This window comes from Streptomyces sp. NPDC004126, from assembly GCF_050275515.1.
Taxonomy (GTDB): Bacteria; Actinomycetota; Actinomycetes; order Streptomycetales; family Streptomycetaceae; genus Streptomyces.
Genome location: NZ_JBNNPF010000025.1, coordinates 68,301 through 84,115, shown reverse-complemented (window position 1 = coordinate 84,115; position 15,815 = coordinate 68,301). Strand labels below are relative to the sequence as shown.

The window sequence follows — 15,815 nt, the reverse complement described above, 5'->3', positions numbered from 1 at the left end:
CCCACCTCACCCCCCGCGCCGCGCCCGCCCTTCGCCGCCCCGCCGCCCCCCCCGCGGGGGGCCCCCCCCCCCCCCGGCCCGGGCCGGGCGGGGGGCGCCCCCCCCCCCCCCCGGGCCCGGCGGTCATCCGGCCTGGGCGAGGGGCACGGCCCGGGGCCGACCGCGGCGGGCCGGCGGCAGGATCCCCGCCAGGCGTTCCCGCAGGGCCGCCCGGTCCGGCTTGCCGGCCGCGGTCAGCGGTACCGCCTCCACCAGCAGGAGCCGCTCGGGGTGCTTGCGCCGCTCCAGGCCCCGCGCGGACAGGTGCTCGCCGAGGGAGTCCAGGCTCGGAGCCTGCGGGCCCCGGGCCACCACGCAGGCCGCCAGCCGCTCCCCCATCAGCGGATCGGGGACGCCCACGCACACCACGTCGCGGACCTGGGGGTGCGAGCTGAGTTCGCGTTCGACCTCGGCCGGGCTGATGTTGGCGCCGCCGCGGATCACGATGTCCTTCAGGCGGCCCACGACGTGCAGGACGCTGTCGGCGTCGAGGTAGCCCAGGTCCCCGGTGCGGACCCAGCCGTCGGGCGTGCGGTACCGGGCGTCCAGGTCGGGGGCGCCCACGTAGCAGAGCGGGGTCATCGGCCCCCGGGAGATGATCTCCCCGACGTCGCCGTCGGGCAGCGCGGCGTGGGTCTCGGGATCGGCGATGCGGATCTCGGCGACCCTGGGGTCCGGGTGGCCGGCCACGACGCCCGACGCGTCGGTCGGGGGAACCGTACGGGCCAGTCCCGTGTGGCAGTTGACCCCGTCGGCGGACCCGTAGAGGTTGACCACCGGGCAGCCGAACGCCTCCGCGGCGGCGGCGGCGGTGGTCTCGTCGAGGGGGGCGCCGCCCAGGACCAGCGCGGTCGGCGCGGGCAGCCGCTCGCCCGTCGCGTCGAGGCGTTCGATCATCATGCGGACCATGGTGGGCACGCCCAGGACGTGGGTCGGCCGGTGCTCGCGGACCGCCGCGAGGGCGGCGTCGGGTGAGAAGTGGTCGAGGAGGACCAGCGTCCCGCCGTGCCGGGCGAGGGTGACGGCCGTCCCGTTGGACCCGAAGGCCGAAGCCAGCGGTACGAGGAAGAGGCAGCGCGGCGGGGTCGCGTCGGGGATGAGCGAGGCGAGGAAGTTGCCGCGTCCGCCCGCCAGCGCGTTGTGCGAGTAGGCGATCATCTTCGGCTCGGCCTCCGAGCCCGAGGAGACCAGGATCCGGGCCGCGCCGTCCGGGTCCGGGCGGGCGGGGACGAAGCCCGCGGGATCGCGGCGCACGAGGTCCGCCCACGGGACCGTTCCCGCGGGGGCGGCGGCGGGTCCGACCGCGACGACGTGCCGGAGGGCGGGCAGGGCCCGCGCGAGCGCGTGCAGGTCGGCTGCGTGGTGGAAGCCGCGGTGCTCGGTCGCGGCGATGACGGCGACGGCCTCGGCCCGGCGCAGCAGGCACTCCGCCTCCAGGACGCCCCGGCCCACCGGGAAGGGCAGGGCGACGGCGCCGAGGGCGGCAAGGGCCAGGTCGGCGATGACGGCGTTCCTGGTGTCGGGCAGCTGTACCGCGACCACGTCGCCCTCGCGTATGCCGAGGTCTCTGAGGCCGGTGGCCAGACATCGCACCTTGCGGTCCAGTGCGGTGTAGCAGAGCGTGCCCTTGGCGTCCACGACGGCCGTGCGGTGCAGGTCCGCGATCTGGCGGGCCCGGAAGAGGCTGTAGAGGTCGAGGTCGGGGCAGGTGCCGTCGACCACCCAGGAGCGGCGGAGTTCGGCGGGCAGCAGGTCGTGCAGGTCGGCGGTCATGCGAAGCTCCAGGGGTCGGGAACGGCGGGGGCGCCGTGCGCGTCGCGGCTGATCGAGCCGCCGAAGCGGGTGTCGCGGTGCAGGTCGGCGAGGTCGGTGGTGACGGCGGTGGCGGCGAGGCCGTGGGCTCCGAGCAGGTCCAGGGCGCCGGCCGTGGAGAGGTCGCGCAGGTCGTACGCGGACGCGGCCGCCGCGCTCAGGTCGGTGGGGGCGATCCAGCCGTCGGCCGTCGGCAGCGGGTACCGGAAGCGGGCGGGCCGCCGCGGGTCCTCCCCGCGTGCCGCCCGGAGCAGGGCGGGACCGGTCAGGGTGTCGGCGGCGCCGAGGAGCGAGGAGTCCACGCGGACGCCGCGGCCGGTGCGTTCGCGCAGCAGCAGGCCCGCGAGCACGGCCTCGGCGCCGTGCAGGCCGCCGAGTACGTCGAGCAGGGTCATCAGGGAGGGGGCCGGGGGCTCGCCCTCGGGGCGCACCGCCTCGCCGACGGCGGTCCGGGCCTGCACCATGAAGTCCGTCCCCATGGGGGCGTCCCGGAGCCGGCCGGCCCAGCCGCTCGTGTAGGCGTGGACGAGCGCGGGGTTGACGAGGGCGAGGTCGTCGGCGTCGAGGCCGAGTTCGGCGGCCTTGCCCGGCGCCCAGTTGTGCAGGAAGACGTCCGCCTCCGCGGCCATCTCGCGGAGCCGGCGGCGGTCGGCCCCGGCCTTGATGTCGATCTCGACGGCCCGCTTCCCCCGGTTGAGGGCGAGCCAGCGTGCGGAGATCCCGGAGCAGGCGGGCGGCATGCCGCGCAGCGGGTCGCCGCCCGGCGGCTCGATCCTGATGACCTCGGCTCCGAGCAGGCCCAGCAGGTGCGCCGCCAGGGGCGCCTGGATGCGGCGGCCCGCCTCCAGGACCGTCAGCCCGGCCAGCGGCCGGCGGGCGGACGGGGTGGCCGGCCCGCTCGGGCCGGCGGGGGCGGGGCCGCCCGGCAGGGTCCGCAGCGACCAGGGCGCGGCGCCGTCGGCCTCCAGGGCGCGTTCCGCCAGGGTGCGCAGGACGCACACCTCGGCGCCGGAGGCCGCCGCGGCCTGCCGGATCCGCGGGAGGGGGTGTGAGCGGGTCACGGTGTGCAGGGCCTGCGGGAAGGGGGCGCAGGCGGTGGCGTAGCGGAACTGGAAGGGCCGCCATCCGGCGCGCATCGCGTCGGCCGGGGCCCCCAGGGCGCGCCAGAAGCCGGCCCAGGCGCCGGGGTCGAGGGTCTCCAGCTCGAAGAGCACGCCTTCGGCCGAGGTGAAGGGCGGTCCGCCCGGGGCGAGTTCCGCGGCCTCGCCCTCGTCCGCCCCGGCCGCGGCGAGGTACTGGGACACGGTGAGCAGCCCGGCACGGCCGGCGGTGGTGGTGACGTGGGCGGGCCCGGCTCCGCGGGCCTGCCCGACCAGCCCGGCGAGCAGTGCCTGGACGGTGAGGACGGCGGTGGCCGTCGCCGCGTAGTCGGCGGCCAGGCCGCGCGGGGCGCCGTCGCGCCGGCCGTGGACCGCCATCATGCCGGTGGCGGCCTGCACGGTGGCCTCGTCGACGAGCCCGCTGCCGGGGTCCGCCCAGCGGGCGGTGGCGCGGGCGGGCTCGAAGCCGCCTCCGGAGAGCGTGATGCCGCCCTCCGGGTCGTCGCCGGCGGGCCCGTCCGGGTCCGCTCCGAGCAGCCGCAGGTGCTCGGCGACGACGTCGGTGATCTGCGGGGGCCCCGAGACGGCGAAGCCCAGTGTGTCGAGCGGCCGGACCGTCTGCGTGGTTGCGGGGGACGCCATGCCTCTCCTCTCCCGGCGCGGCGGTGGCCGTCGCCCAGGTCGAACGGAACGCGGGAACTGCGAGGGGTGCGCACCCGACCAGTTCCTCGGACAGGGAGTCGGACAGCAGTTCCCATGGGTTCCCGGGAAATGAGGAGGAACACGGTGACGGATTCAGGCGCGGCGCACGGCGGGCCACCCCAACTCGACGAGTGCGTCGGCGAGTTGACGGAACGGGTCGGCGAGTTCGTCCGTACCCGGGTGGTGCCGTCCGAGCCGGTGCTGGACGCGGGCGGGGAGGCCGCCGCCGCCGTCCTCGAAGGGTTGCGGTCCGAGGCGCGGGCCGCCGGGCTGTGGGCGCTGCCGCTGCCCGCGGAACTGGGCGGCGGCGGGCTGGCCTTCCGTGCGTACGCGGCGCTCGCCGAGGCCGAGGGCGCCAGCGATCACGGTCCCGCCGCGCTGGGTTCGGCCCCGCTGCTCGACGTCACCATGCTGGACCGGCACGGCAGCGGCCGGGTCCGCGGGCGGTACCTGCGGCGGCTGGTCGCGGGCGAGCTGCGCACCTGCTACGCCATGACCGAGCCGGACGTGCCGGGCACCGACCCGCTGCGCACCGGCACCCGGGCCGAGGCCCGGCCCGGCGGCGGGTGGCTCGTCAGCGGCCGCAAGTGGTTCACCTCCGGGGCCGCCGGCGCCGACCTCGTCACCGTCCTGGCCCGTACGGGCGGGGCGGCCGGCGACCGGGAGGGGCTGTCCCTCCTGCTGGTCCCGACGGACTCGCCCGGTTTCCGCGTCGTACGGGAGCTCCCCGTCCTCGGGGCGGCGGGCCAGTACGAGATCGAGTTCGACCGGGTGCCCGTGCCCGCCGACCACCTCCTGGGCAAGGGCGGCGACGCTCTGGACATCGCGGGCGAGCGCCTCGCGCTCGGCCGCACCCTGCGGTGCCTGCGCTGGCTGGGCCAGGCCCAGCGGGCCTTCGACCTCATGTGCGAGCGCGCGGCCACGCGCGACGGGTCCCGGGGGCCGCTCGCCGGCCACCAGCTGGTCCAGCAGCACGTCTTCGACGCGCTGCTCGCGCTGCGCACGACCCGCCCCCTGGTGCACGAGGCCGTCGCGCTGATCGCGGCCGGACGTGACGCCCGTACCGAGGTGGGGCTGGCCAAGGTCGCGGCCGCGCGGATGCTGCAGCAGGTCACGGACTCCGCCATCCAGGTCCACGGCGCCGCCGGGCTCGGCCCCGACACGCCGCTGCCGGCCCTGTTCCGGGGAGGGAGGGCGGCCCGCGTGCTCGACGGCCCGGACGAACTGCACGTCACCTCGGTGGCCCGCCGGGTGCTGCGCGGGTACGGCGGGCGGCCCGCCGCACCTACACGCGGGTGATGTCCACGAGGCCGTCGAGGGCGGCCAGTCCGAGGGCCAGGAAGAAGTCGCCCCAGACCAGTTCGTGGCGCACCGCCAGGCCCTTGGCCGCGTCGTAGCAGCCGTCCAGGAGCATTCCCGCCGGGCGGTCCGGGCCCGGCCCCGTCAGGTGGGCCCCGGCCAGCCGGTGCAGGACCGCCTCGGCGCGGGTCGCGCACGCCCCGGCCAGGGGCGTGCGCGACCGGGACAGTTTGAGCAGGGCCACGGCCGTGATCGCGGCGGCCGAGGTGTCGACGGGCCCCCGCGGCCGGGACGCCCGGTCGGGCGGGACAAGCCGGCCCGTCAGCACACCGGTCCGCAGCAGCAGTTGCCCGGCCGCGCGGGTGAGCCGCTCGGGCCGGTGCCGGGCCACCTCCGGGTGGAGCAGTGCGTCGGCCACGGCCAGGAGCAGCCACGCCTCGCCGCGGCTCCAGCCCGGTTCCGGGTCCTCGCGGGGCCGCCAGCCCGTCGCCGCGTCGAACTGCCAGGCGGGCCGCGGGCGTCCGGGCCGTCCCGCTCCCCCGGCGCCGAGGCAGAGGTCCAGGTGCCGGTGCAGGTGGGCCGCCGCCACGCCCGGCCCGCCGGGGCCCGCTCCCGCCAGGAGGGGCACCAGCCCCGGCACGGCGTCCGCGCGGGCCAGGAGGCGGGGCCCGCCGAGCGCGGCGCCCCAGGGCACGACGCCGGCCTCGGGGTCGTAGGCGTCCAGGCAGGCCCGGGCCGCCTCCGCCCGGAGCGCGGCGGCCGCGGGCGTACCGAGGGCCGGTGCCGTGCCGTACCAGAAGATCAGCCCCCGGGTGGCGGTGTCGGCCGCCACCCACGGCGCGAGCCGCCGCGTGCACCGCGCCGCCGCCGCCCGGTCCGCTTCGGCGCCGGTGCGGCGGGCCCGCAGCCACAGCAGGCCGGCCCAGAAGCCGCCGGTCCACGAGCCGCGGCCGGTCGTCGTCCACCGCCCGTCGAGGGGGTCGGCGTACAGCGGGAACCGGTCGCCGACCTCGGCGGCGGTGACCGCCACCCGGTCCGTGACGGCCGTGAGGGCCCGGCCCGCCCAGTCGGCGGAGTTCACGCCGCCGTCCTCCCGCCCGGGCGCCGGTCCCGTACGGCCCAGAGGAACGCGACCGCTGCGGCCGCCGCGAACTCGACCGCGACCAGCAGCCAGCCGGCCCCGTACCGCCCGCTCTGCGCGAGGAGTCCGAACAGCGGCGGGCCCGCCGCGAATCCGGCGAAGAACCCGGCCGCGACGAGCGCCGAGTCCTGTCCGGCCCGGCCCGCGGCGGAGCGCTGCATGACCAGCACCATCGAGACGGCGTTGCCGGAGACGGCGAACACCCCGACCGCGACGGCGCCGGCCCACACCAGCGGACGCGCCCAGAGCCCCCCGGCCAGCAGGGCCGCGGCGCCCACGGCACCGCAGGCCAGCAGGCCCGGCAGCCATTCGGCCCGCCCCGGGCGGGCGGCCCTGGACCAGCCGATCCTGCCGAGGACGCCCGCGACGCCGAGGACGGCGACCAGGCCGCCGGCCACCGCGGGGCCCATCCCGAGGCCGCGCACCCCGTACAGGGCGAGATACGTGTTGACGGACGCGATCCCGGCCCCCAGGAACAGCGAGAACCCCGCCAGCCAGGCCGCCGCCCCACGCGGTACGAACGACGCCCGCACGGGCGGGGCCTGCGGGACGGGCGGATCGGCGGGCAGCGCGCGCAGCGCCCACACCGCGGTGAGGAGGGCGGCCCCGGAGGCCGTCCACACCGCGCCCCGCCAGCCGGCTCCGCCAGCGAGGGCGGCCAGCGGCAGGCCGGCGGCGAACGCCCCCAGCTGCACACCGGACTGCTTGAGCCCGGTCACCGCGCCCCGCCGGGCGGGCGGGACCGAGGCCAGGACCGCCTTGTTGGTGGCGGGGTTGGCCAGGGCCTGCGGTACGCCGCCCAGCGCGACCGCGCCCAGCAGCGCGCCGGCGCCCGGGGCGGCGCCGATCAGGGCGAGCGCGGCGGCGGAGACGACGAGCAGGAGCACCAGCGAACGCCGGGGCCCGACCCGGTCCACCGTCCGGCCGCCGAGCGGGGACAGCAGGGCGGCCGTCCCGAACCCCACCGTGGTCGTCAGCCCCAACAGCCCCGGGGTGAAGCCCGGTTCCTCCACCAGGCGGGGTCCCAGCGCGCCGATCAGGAAGAGCTGGAGCATCGAGAACGCCATGGCGCAGGTGAGCAGCGCGGTGAGCCCGCGGGCCTTCCCGTCCGCCGCGCCCGCCGCCGCGGCGGTCGCCTCCGCCGTCCCCTCTGCCGCCACGGAAATCCCCGCTCCCCCGATGTTGGACGTCACGACCGACTGGGCAGGGAGTCGGACGGACCGGCCCAGGAGTTCCGCGCTCGCGCTGTGTCCCGCACCACATCCGTCGAACGGTTTCGAGGCGCGCCACAGACGCGGTCGAGAACTTGTCAGGAACCGCGCACCCCCCTGCACGGCCCGGAAGGCTGGTGCGAGGATGAACCCGCCATGACGCCAGGTCACTGTTTCCGAGCCGCACGGGCCGCGATGTTCGCGGCCGTGTGCGTTCTGCTCGCGAGCACCGGCCACGTGCTCATGTCCGGTATGGCCGTGCCCTGGTGGGCGGTGTCCGCCGCGTTCGCGGGCACGGCCGCCGCGGCCTGGTGCCTCGCGGGGCGGGAACGCGGGCGGTTCGCCGTGGTCGCGGCGACGGTCGCCGTCCAGGCCGCACTGCACTCGGCGTTCTCCCTGGCCCAGTCGGTCCTGCACCCCTCCCTGCCGTCCGGCACCTCGTTCGCGCGCCAGTGGGCCGCGTACCTGATGTGCGGCGAGGGCACGGCGGGGCTGTCCGTACAGGACGCGCGGAAGGTCGTGGACGACGCGGGGCTCGGCTCCCTCGTGTACGAGCCGCCGCCGGGCACCGCCCTCGCGGACGCCGCCGCGCACGCCCACCACGGCATGCACGAGGTGCACGACGTGCCGGGCCTGGCGGACGCCGCGTCCGCCGCCACCGGGGTGTTCATGCCGCCGGGCGGCCACGACATGGCCGGGATGTCCCCGGCCGGCATGCTCGCCGCGCACCTGCTGGCCGCCCTGCTGTGCGGGCTGTGGCTGGCCCACGGCGAGCGGGGCGCCTTCCGCGTGCTGCGCGCGGTCGCCGCCCGGCTCTGGACGCCGCTGCGGCTGCTCTTCGGTCTCGTGCCGGTCGCCGTCCCGCCGCGCGTCCGCGTGCGCCGGGCGCGCGGCCGCCATGCGCTGCGGCAGTTGTTCCTGGTCCACGCCATCACCTCACGGGGTCCGCCGGCGGGAACCGCTGTCCTGTGACAGCCGGTTCCCCGAGCGTGCGCTGACGGCCCTTCCGCGGCCCGTCGCCCCTCGGGCATCGGCCGTGCCCTCCGGCCGGCCGTACTCCCTTCACCGGTGCCGCCGCGCGCGGCGCCGGACACCTTGCCCTTAAGGACCTGTGGCGATGACTCCTGCCCTGACCACCCAGCTCCGTCCCGTCGGCGAAAGGCCGGCCCGGCACACCCCGGACTCCGACGCGGAGGTGACGCGGCTGGCCCTCGACGCGCGCGACGGGGACCCCGCGAAGGCCGACCGGTTCGTGCGGGCCCTGCACCGCGACGTGTGGCGGTACGTGGCGTACCTGAGCGCGGACGCGCAGGCCGCCGACGACCTCACCCAGGACGTGTTCCTGCGGGCCCTCGCCGCGCTCCCCCGGTTCGAGGGGCGCTCCTCCGCCCGTACCTGGCTCCTGTCGATCGCCCGGCGCACCGTCGTCGACAGCGTGCGGCGTGCCGCCGCCCGCCCCAGGCTGTCGGACCGTCACGACTGGCAGGCCGCCGCCGAGCAGAGCCAGCCGTACGACCTCCCCGGCTTCGACGACGGCATCGCCCTCGCGGAACTCCTGGCCGCGGTCCCGGCGGAGCGCCGCGAGGCCTTCGTCCTGACCCAGCTCCTCGGCCTGCCGTACGCGGAGGCCGCCGTCGCCGCCGGCTGTCCCATCGGCACGGTCCGTTCGCGGGTGGCCCGCGCCCGCACCACGCTGATCGCCCTGCTGACGGACACCGAACCGCCGGCGGCCCCGCCGGGCCGGCCGTCCCCCGACGCCCCGGGGCACGTCTCCCCGCCGACGCGTCCCGCGGCGCTGGCGGCGTCCCCGGCCTGACGGTCCGCTGCCGGGCTCCGGCCCCCTCAGGGGGTCCGGAGCAGCATCGCGGCCAGCACCAGGCACAGCAGGGCCGCGTATCCCCGGGCGTGGAGGCGGTCGCCGATCCGCGGGGGCCTGCGGCGCAGGAGGACGACGACGGGCAGGGCACCCAGGAGCAGCAGGGCGGCGGCGCCGAGGTCTACGGCGCCGGCGGCCGGGAGCAGCGCCCGGGTGTCCGGCCCGGGGGCGGTGGTGAGGAAGACGGCGCAGGCGGGGGCGCTGATGCAGACGGTGAGGGGGTTGGCGAGGGCTGCGGCGGTGCCCATGGGGAGGCCGGAACGCCGCAGCAGGGGTACGGTCATGACGCTCCCGCCGACGCCGAGGAACGAGGCGACCGCGCCGACGGGCAGCCCGAGCCGGCCGGGTACGGCGAACGTCCGGTGACCGGCGGCGGGGCGGGCGGCGGAGGCCGGGCGCAGGAACCCGGGGCGGGCGAGCACGTCGGCGACGGTGACCGCCAGGTAGGCCGTGAACCCCCAGTGGACCAGCCGGGCCGGCGCGTGGCTGGCGGCGACCGCGCCGGCGAGTCCCCCGGCGCCGAGCAGGACCAGCAGCGGGACGGTTCCCCGCAGCCGGCGCAGGACCGGCCGGGGGGTGGCCGCGGTGGCCGCCGCCGCGCCCACGACCATGACCAGCGACGAGGTCGCCACGGCGACGGTCGCGGCGGCCGGGCCCGCGGCGGCGTCCGCCCAGATGATGACGGGGACGGTGACGAAGCCCCCTCCGAACCCGAACAGGACGGTGGTCAGCCCGGTCAGGATCCCGACGGCGACGAGAACGAGAGCACTCATGCGCCCAGTCCAGCCGAGTTCCCGCGCGCCGACGATCGACTGCCGGTCCCGCTCTTTCGAGTTTCGGCCACAGGCGGCGTCGGCCTAGGCTCCGCCCATGCGCAACGTGCCCCTCGCCCGGGTCGACCACCTGCCCGCCGAGGTGCTGCCGATCGCGACCGACTACCCGCCGGACACCCTGCTCGCCTGGCACGAGCACCGCCGGGCGCAGTTCCTGTACGCCGCGACCGGAACGATGCTCGTGGAGACCGACGACGGGGCGTGGACGGTCCCGGGCGAACGGGCGGTGCTGATCCCGCCGCGGACCCGCCACCAGGTGCGGATGCTGGACACGCAGACCTCCAGCCTCTACGTCGAGCCGTCCGCCGTCCCGTGGTGGCCCACCGCCTGCCGGGTCGTCGAGGTCCCGCCGCTGCTGCGGGAACTGCTGCTCGCCGCGGCGGAACTGGACGCCGACTACGCGGCGGACGCGCGCGGCGGTGCGGTGGTGGCGCTGATCCTGCTGGAGGCGGCGGCGCTCTCCGAGGTCCCCCTGCACGTGGCCCTCCCCCACGAGCAGCCGTTCTCCGCGCTGTGCCGCGGCTACCTCGCCCGCCCCGACCTGGCGGTGGGCAACACCGAGTGGGCCCGCGCCGCGGCCATGAGCGAGCGCGTGTTCACCAGACGGTTCCGGCAGCTGACGGGGACGAGCCCGGCGGCCTGGCGGTCCCGGGCCCGGCTGCTCGCCGCCATCCCCCTCCTGCGCCACAGGACCGTGACCGAGGTCGCGGCCCTCCTCGGCTACGCCTCACCGGCGGCCTTCTCCTACGCGTTCACCCGCGCCTTCGGCGTACCGCCGTCCTCGATGCGGCACTGTTGACGGGCTCCGCCGGGCACCGGGACGCCGGCCGCTTGCTCCGTGCGGGCCACGGCGGGCCGTCCCATGGCTATCGGACGCGCCGACGGGGCACCTGTGGGGCCGTGACAGAACGAAGGAACCACCGGTACGCGGTCGCCGTAGCCCACCGGGACGGCCGCCCGCAGTGCACCCGCCTGGACCGCACCGCGCTCACGGGCCTCGACGAGGCGGTCGCCGCGGTACGCGGCGCGGCGGCCTCGGACGTGTCGTTCGGGTTCTTCAACGCGGACGAGGCGTTCTTCCTGATCCTGCGGATCACCCCGGCGGGGACGGCCCTGCTGTTGTCGGACGCGCGGGCGGCGCGGCGGCACACGCTCGCCGCGCAGGCCCTGGACGCCTCGGGTGCCGACCCGTCCGGCGGGGACGCGGGGGGTGCGCGCCCGGCCGGAGACCTGGCCATCGTCTCCGGGCTGGGGCTCACCGCCGAGGCGATGGCCGCCGTGCTGGCCGGCCCGGACGGCCTGCCGGACGACCAGTTGCGGGTGATCGCCGAGCGGTGCGGGTTCGCCGCCGAGTTCGACCGGGTGAGGATCTGAGCGGGCCGCGGCGCCCGGGCCGTCCCGGGGCCTGAGCCCGGACTTGTGGCCACCTCCAATTCCACCTCCTCAAGCGCGGTCTTTTTTGGCTCATCAGCCAAGCATCTGCAAGATGATTGTCGAAATTCGGCCGCAGATGCAGTATGTACCGTCGAGGTTCGGTGTTCGCGGTCGAGGAGGTGGCGGGTGAGCGGCGGAGAGCAGAGCGGGGGCGGCGTCCGCGGGTGGCTCCGCGGTCTTGAGGTCTTCTCGGGACCGCTGCCCGAGTTCGTTCCCGAGGAGGCGCCGGACGACCCGGTCCGCCTGTTCCTGTCCTGGCTGTCGGACGCGGTCGCGGACGGCCTGCGCGATCCGCACGCGATGACCCTGTCCACGGTCGACGAGGCCGGCGACCCCGACGCCCGGGTGCTGATCCTCAAGGACGTGGACGCGGACGGTGCGGGGTGGCGGTTCGCCGGGCACGCGTTCAGCCCCAAGGGGCACCAGCTGTCCGTCCATCCGCGGGCCGCGCTGACCTTCTACTGGCCCGAGCACGGCCGGCAGGTCCGGCTGCGCGGGCCGGTCACGCCCGGATCGGCGCGGGACAACGCCGAGGACTTCCTCGCCCGCCCGGCCACCGCCCGGGCCGAGGCCCTCCTCGGCCGCCAGAGCCAGTACCTGGCCGACACCGCGGAACGCGACCAGGCGCTGGAGAAGACGCTGGCCACGGTCGGGAAGGACCCGTCCCTCGTGGACTCGGCCTGGACGCTCTACACCCTCGCGCCGGCGGTGGTCGAGTTCTGGCAGGCGGCGCAGAGCCGGGTCCACACGCGCCTGCGCTACGAGCGCGCCGCCGACGGCTGGAGCCGGTTCCTGCTCTGGTCGTGACGTCCCCTCACGCCCCCGTCCGCACCACGTCCATCCCCAAGCCCGGTCCCTGCTCACGAAGCGAGGCAAGCACCATGACGACACGCACCCAGGACGGCAGCGCGGGCGACGTCGACTACGGCACGATCGGCGCCGGATACTCCTCCTTCCGCCGCCCGGACGAGCGGATCGCCCGGTTCATCGCCGAGGCGCTGGGCGATGCCGAGACCGTGCTCAACGTCGGCGCGGGCGCCGGATCGTACGAGAGCGCGGCCCGTGTGGTGACGGCCGTCGAGCCGTCGGAGTCGATGCGGGCCCAGCGACCGGCACGACTGGCCGGCGCCGTGGACGCCGTCGCGGAGGACCTGCCCTTCCCCGACGGGGAGTTCGAGGCCTCCATGACGCTGTTCAGCGTGCACCAGTGGGGCGACGTACGGGCCGGGCTGCGCGAGATGCGGCGGGTGACCCGCGGCCCCGTGGTCATCCTCACCTGCGACCCCGCCCGGGTCCGCGACTTCTGGCTGTACCGGTACGCCCCGGAGGTCCTGGAGACCGAGGCGCGGCGCTACCCGAGCGTCGAGGAGCTGGCCGGCGCGCTGGGCGGAACCGGTTCCCTCACCACCGTCCCGATCCCGCTGGACTGCACCGACGGGTTCAACGAGGCCTACTACGGCCGCCCGGAGATGCTGCTCGACCCGGCGGCCCGGCAGGCCTGCTCGGCGTGGAGCTTCGTCGACGACCGGGTCCGCGAACACTTCGACCGGACCCTGCGCGACGACCTGCGGTCCGGGGCCTGGGACGAGGAGTTCGGGGCGCTGCGCGGCCGGGCCTCGTACGAAGGGTCGCTCGTGATCGTGCGCGCGACCCCCTAGCGGTTCACCAGAGGAAGAGAACGACGCGATGGCGATGCCCGACCGGATGGACGAACGACTGCGGGCCCTCGGCCTGGTGGAGGCCCAGCGGAAGGCCGAGGCCCTGTTCGCCGAGGTCACCCGGCGGGGGCTGGTCGCGGCCGGCAGCAGCGAGTACGAGGCCACCGACCGGATCGGGGACCTTGCCAGGGAGCTGCTCGGCACGCGCGTACGGTGGCCCGGGCGGATGGTCCGCTCCGGGCCCCACACGGTGCTCCCGTGCGCCGACGAGCCGCCCGCCGACCGGGTCGTCGAGGCCGGCGACACGGCCGCCGTCCGCCTCGGCCCGCTGCTCGCCGGGCAGGGGACCGACTTCGCCCGCACCCTCGTCCTCGGCGACGACCCGGCACGGCTGAGGCTCCGCGAGGACCTCGCCGGGATCTTCGCCGCGGGCCGGGAGGCGTTCCACGCGGACCGGCGGATCACCGGCCGGCAGCTGTACGAGGAGCTGCGGGCCCTCGCCGGCAAGGCGGGCTGGACCCTCGGCGGATGGCACGCCGGCCACATGGCCGGTGAGACTCCGGCCGCCGGCCCGATGTGTGCGCGGGCCGAGGCTCACATCGGGCCGGACAACGACGAGCCGCTGCGCCGTACGACGCCGGACGGCTGGCAGGCCCACTGGCTCCTGGAGGTCCACCTGGTCGACGAGCACGCGGGCTTCGGCGGCACGCACAAGGCCCTCCTCGACCTGTTCTGAGGCCGGCCGGCCGCGCGCCTCACCCTTCCATGAGCGCCTGGGCGACGTAGCCGCCCGGGCGGACGCCCCCGGGTACGGCGAAGAGCGCGGAGGTCTCGTGGACCAGGTAGCGGGAGAGGGCGTCGCCCTGCGAGAGGCGCCGCTGGACGGGGATGAACCCGGTGCGCGGGTCGGGCTGCCAGGCCAGGAAGAGCAGTCCGGCGTCCGGGGTGCCGTCGGCGCGCAGTCCGTCGTGGTACGACCAGCTCCGCCGGACCATGGCGGCCCCGTCGTTGCTCGCGGGGGCGGCGAGCCGGACGTGGGCGTTGGTGGCGATGACGGGAACCCCGTCGGGGCGGGTGGCGGCGAGGTCGACGGGGGTGCGTTCGCCGCCGCCGGTCAGCGGGGCGCCGTCGGCGGCCCGGCGGCCGAGGGCCTGCTCGCGGTGGGCGGGCGGCAGGGTGTCCCAGTGGTCGAGGAGCATCCGGATGCGGCGGATCACCACGTACGAGCCGCCCGCGAGCCACGCCGGCGCGTCCGGCGCCGCCACCAGGGCCTTGGCGGGGTCCGGGTTGTTGGTGCCGTCGACCTGGCCCATCAGGTTGCGCCGGCCGTCGGCGGCGGTGAACCCGGCCATGGTCCAGCGCAGCCCGGCCTCGCCGCGGGCCAGGCGTTGCAGGACCCGCAGGGCGTGGGCGGCGACGAAGGGGTCGTCGGCGCCGATCTGGACCAGCAGGTCGCCGTCGCTGCGGGCCGCGTCGAGCCGGTCCTCGCCGAAGGCGGGCAGCGGCGTGAGGGCGGCGGGGCGGGCGGCGGTCAGGCCGGTGCGGTCGAAGAAGGCGGGGCCCAGACCGAACGTGAGGGTGAGCCGGGCGGGGGCGGTGCCGGCCAGTGCCCCGGTATCGGCGGCCCGGGAGCCGGGCGGCTCCAGCCCGGCGGGCACCGCCTCCCCGCGTACGAGGTGCTCCGCGGCGGAGGTCCAGCGCAGCAGCAGGGCGGCGGCCCGGCCCCGGTCCGTACGGGCCCCGAAGTCGAAGGCGGCCAGCCGGACGTACTGCTGGCGGGGCGTCAGGATCCCGGCCTGCTGCGGCCCGTGGAAGGGGGCGGTGCCGGGGCCGCTGGCGCCGTCCTCGTCACGGAGGGCCACCGCGGCGGCGGTCCCCGCCCCGGCCAGGGCCGTCAGGCCGCCGGCGGTGAGCAGGGACCGCCGGGAGACCCGCCGGCGGGAGCCTGCCGCGGGATCAGCGGCCGGCACCGGGGGCTCCGTCGACGGTGGCGTCCACGGTGCCCACCCACAGCTGGTTCAGCTCCGAGACGTAGCGGCCGCCCTTCGTGTCCTGCGGGACGACCAGGCGCGGACCGGCGGCGTCGTCGAAGGGCTTTCCGTCCTCGGAGACGGCCAGCAGGATCTGCGACTTGGCGAAGCCGGGATCCAGCTCCGCCCAGGCGAACACCGCCCGGTAGTCGCCGCCGCCGGTCGCCGCGACCACCCCGCGCAGCTGCCCGTTCTTCTTCGAGGCGTCGAAGCGCGGCTGCGCGTCCTTGAGCACGTCGTGCAGCAGGACCCCCTGGTAGGTGTGCTTCTGCTGCCCTTTGGCGCTGGCGTACTCCACCTCCACCGACTGCTGCGGCAGGCCGCGCAGCGAGGTCAGCGTCACCGTGTGCGGCTTGTCCACCTGGCCCGCCACCCGCACCTCGCCGGGCTTGAGTGCGGGCGCGGGCGCGGGGGCCGCAGCGGTGGGAGCGGCGGGTGACGAGGGCGCCGGCGAACCGGCCGCGGCCCCGGGAGCGTTGCCGCCGCATCCGGCGAGGGCCAGGGCCGCGGCCAGAGCGACGGCGGGCAGGGAAACGCGACGGTTCACGAAGGGACTCCCCTCTCGGGCTGGGCGGACCCGACCCCTGCGGCGACCGGTCGACGTTGACCGCGTCTACAGGTGTGATCTCGGAGCCCAGCTGGCAAATGCACGGAGAAACATATCGAACAGCCGGCATTTG

15 protein-coding genes are annotated in these 15,815 nt (G+C 77.0%); 8 read left to right on the top strand and 7 right to left on the bottom strand.

Annotated elements, in window-relative coordinates:
- Positions 1 to 123: 123 nt before the first annotated feature.
- Together ACQKM2_RS23465 and ACQKM2_RS23460 are read right to left on the bottom strand one after the other, a co-directional pair.
- On the bottom strand, positions 124 to 1,812 hold the full coding sequence (locus ACQKM2_RS23465; RefSeq protein ID WP_427712753.1) for a class I adenylate-forming enzyme family protein: 1,689 nt from the start codon (positions 1,810 to 1,812) through the stop codon (positions 124 to 126).
- A complete protein-coding gene (locus ACQKM2_RS23460; RefSeq protein WP_427712750.1) occupies positions 1,809 to 3,593 on the bottom strand; it encodes a CoA transferase in 1,785 nt (594 codons plus the stop codon). The genes ACQKM2_RS23465 and ACQKM2_RS23460 overlap by 4 nt, the downstream gene beginning before the upstream one ends.
- Positions 3,594 to 3,737: 144 nt before the next feature.
- On the opposite strand from ACQKM2_RS23460, the gene ACQKM2_RS23455 reads away from it, so the two are divergent.
- Positions 3,738 to 4,952, top strand: coding sequence for an acyl-CoA dehydrogenase family protein (locus ACQKM2_RS23455; RefSeq protein WP_427712748.1), 1,215 nt, complete (start codon positions 3,738 to 3,740; stop codon positions 4,950 to 4,952).
- On the opposite strand, the gene ACQKM2_RS23450 is transcribed toward ACQKM2_RS23455, so the two are convergent.
- Both ACQKM2_RS23450 and ACQKM2_RS23445 read right to left on the bottom strand, forming a co-directional pair.
- Complete coding sequence (locus tag ACQKM2_RS23450) at positions 4,939 to 6,033, bottom strand: sugar ABC transporter permease (protein ID WP_427712745.1); 1,095 nt, start codon at positions 6,031 to 6,033, stop codon at positions 4,939 to 4,941. The two genes, ACQKM2_RS23455 and ACQKM2_RS23450, sit on opposite strands and share 14 nt — an antisense overlap.
- Positions 6,030 to 7,253, bottom strand: coding sequence for an MFS transporter (locus ACQKM2_RS23445; RefSeq protein ID WP_427712743.1), 1,224 nt, complete (start codon positions 7,251 to 7,253; stop codon positions 6,030 to 6,032). Before ACQKM2_RS23445 ends, ACQKM2_RS23450 begins: the two co-directional genes overlap by 4 nt.
- Positions 7,254 to 7,460: 207 nt before the next feature.
- On the opposite strand from ACQKM2_RS23445, the gene ACQKM2_RS23440 reads away from it, so the two are divergent.
- Together ACQKM2_RS23440 and ACQKM2_RS23435 are read left to right on the top strand one after the other, a co-directional pair.
- Positions 7,461 to 8,276, top strand: coding sequence for a hypothetical protein (locus tag ACQKM2_RS23440; RefSeq protein ID WP_427712740.1), 816 nt, complete (start codon positions 7,461 to 7,463; stop codon positions 8,274 to 8,276).
- A 145-nt stretch (positions 8,277 to 8,421) separates the two neighbouring features.
- Positions 8,422 to 9,120, top strand: coding sequence for a sigma-70 family RNA polymerase sigma factor (locus tag ACQKM2_RS23435; RefSeq protein ID WP_427712738.1), 699 nt, complete (start codon positions 8,422 to 8,424; stop codon positions 9,118 to 9,120).
- Positions 9,121 to 9,146: 26 nt separating this feature from the next.
- On the opposite strand, the gene ACQKM2_RS23430 is transcribed toward ACQKM2_RS23435, so the two are convergent.
- Complete coding sequence (locus ACQKM2_RS23430) at positions 9,147 to 9,953, bottom strand: TSUP family transporter (protein ID WP_427712735.1); 807 nt, start codon at positions 9,951 to 9,953, stop codon at positions 9,147 to 9,149.
- A 97-nt stretch (positions 9,954 to 10,050) separates the two neighbouring features.
- On the opposite strand from ACQKM2_RS23430, the gene ACQKM2_RS23425 reads away from it, so the two are divergent.
- From ACQKM2_RS23425 to ACQKM2_RS23405, 5 genes are all read left to right on the top strand, one after another.
- On the top strand, positions 10,051 to 10,812 hold the full coding sequence (locus ACQKM2_RS23425) for an AraC family transcriptional regulator (protein ID WP_427712732.1): 762 nt from the start codon (positions 10,051 to 10,053) through the stop codon (positions 10,810 to 10,812).
- 101 nt (positions 10,813 to 10,913) lie between these two features.
- A complete protein-coding gene (locus tag ACQKM2_RS23420) occupies positions 10,914 to 11,387 on the top strand; it encodes a tRNA adenosine deaminase-associated protein (RefSeq protein ID WP_427712729.1) in 474 nt (157 codons plus the stop codon).
- A 186-nt stretch (positions 11,388 to 11,573) separates the two neighbouring features.
- Positions 11,574 to 12,254: a pyridoxine/pyridoxamine 5'-phosphate oxidase gene (locus ACQKM2_RS23415; RefSeq protein ID WP_427712727.1), complete on the top strand. Its 681-nt coding sequence runs from the start codon at positions 11,574 to 11,576 to the stop codon at positions 12,252 to 12,254.
- A 74-nt stretch (positions 12,255 to 12,328) separates the two neighbouring features.
- The gene (locus tag ACQKM2_RS23410) at positions 12,329 to 13,105 is read left to right on the top strand and encodes a class I SAM-dependent methyltransferase (protein WP_427712724.1); all 777 of its coding nucleotides are present in this window, start codon (positions 12,329 to 12,331) and stop codon (positions 13,103 to 13,105) included.
- Positions 13,106 to 13,133: 28 nt separating this feature from the next.
- On the top strand, positions 13,134 to 13,841 hold the full coding sequence (locus ACQKM2_RS23405; protein WP_427712721.1) for a M24 family metallopeptidase: 708 nt from the start codon (positions 13,134 to 13,136) through the stop codon (positions 13,839 to 13,841).
- Between the two features lie 19 nt (positions 13,842 to 13,860).
- Here the strand turns inward: ACQKM2_RS23405 and ACQKM2_RS23400 are convergent, their stop codons facing one another.
- Positions 13,861 to 15,075, bottom strand: coding sequence for a Dyp-type peroxidase (locus tag ACQKM2_RS23400; RefSeq protein ID WP_427712718.1), 1,215 nt, complete (start codon positions 15,073 to 15,075; stop codon positions 13,861 to 13,863).
- The gene (locus ACQKM2_RS23395) at positions 15,062 to 15,682 is read right to left on the bottom strand and encodes a molybdopterin-dependent oxidoreductase (protein ID WP_427712716.1); all 621 of its coding nucleotides are present in this window, start codon (positions 15,680 to 15,682) and stop codon (positions 15,062 to 15,064) included. The genes ACQKM2_RS23400 and ACQKM2_RS23395 overlap by 14 nt, the downstream gene beginning before the upstream one ends.
- Positions 15,683 to 15,815: the final 133 nt, after the last annotated feature.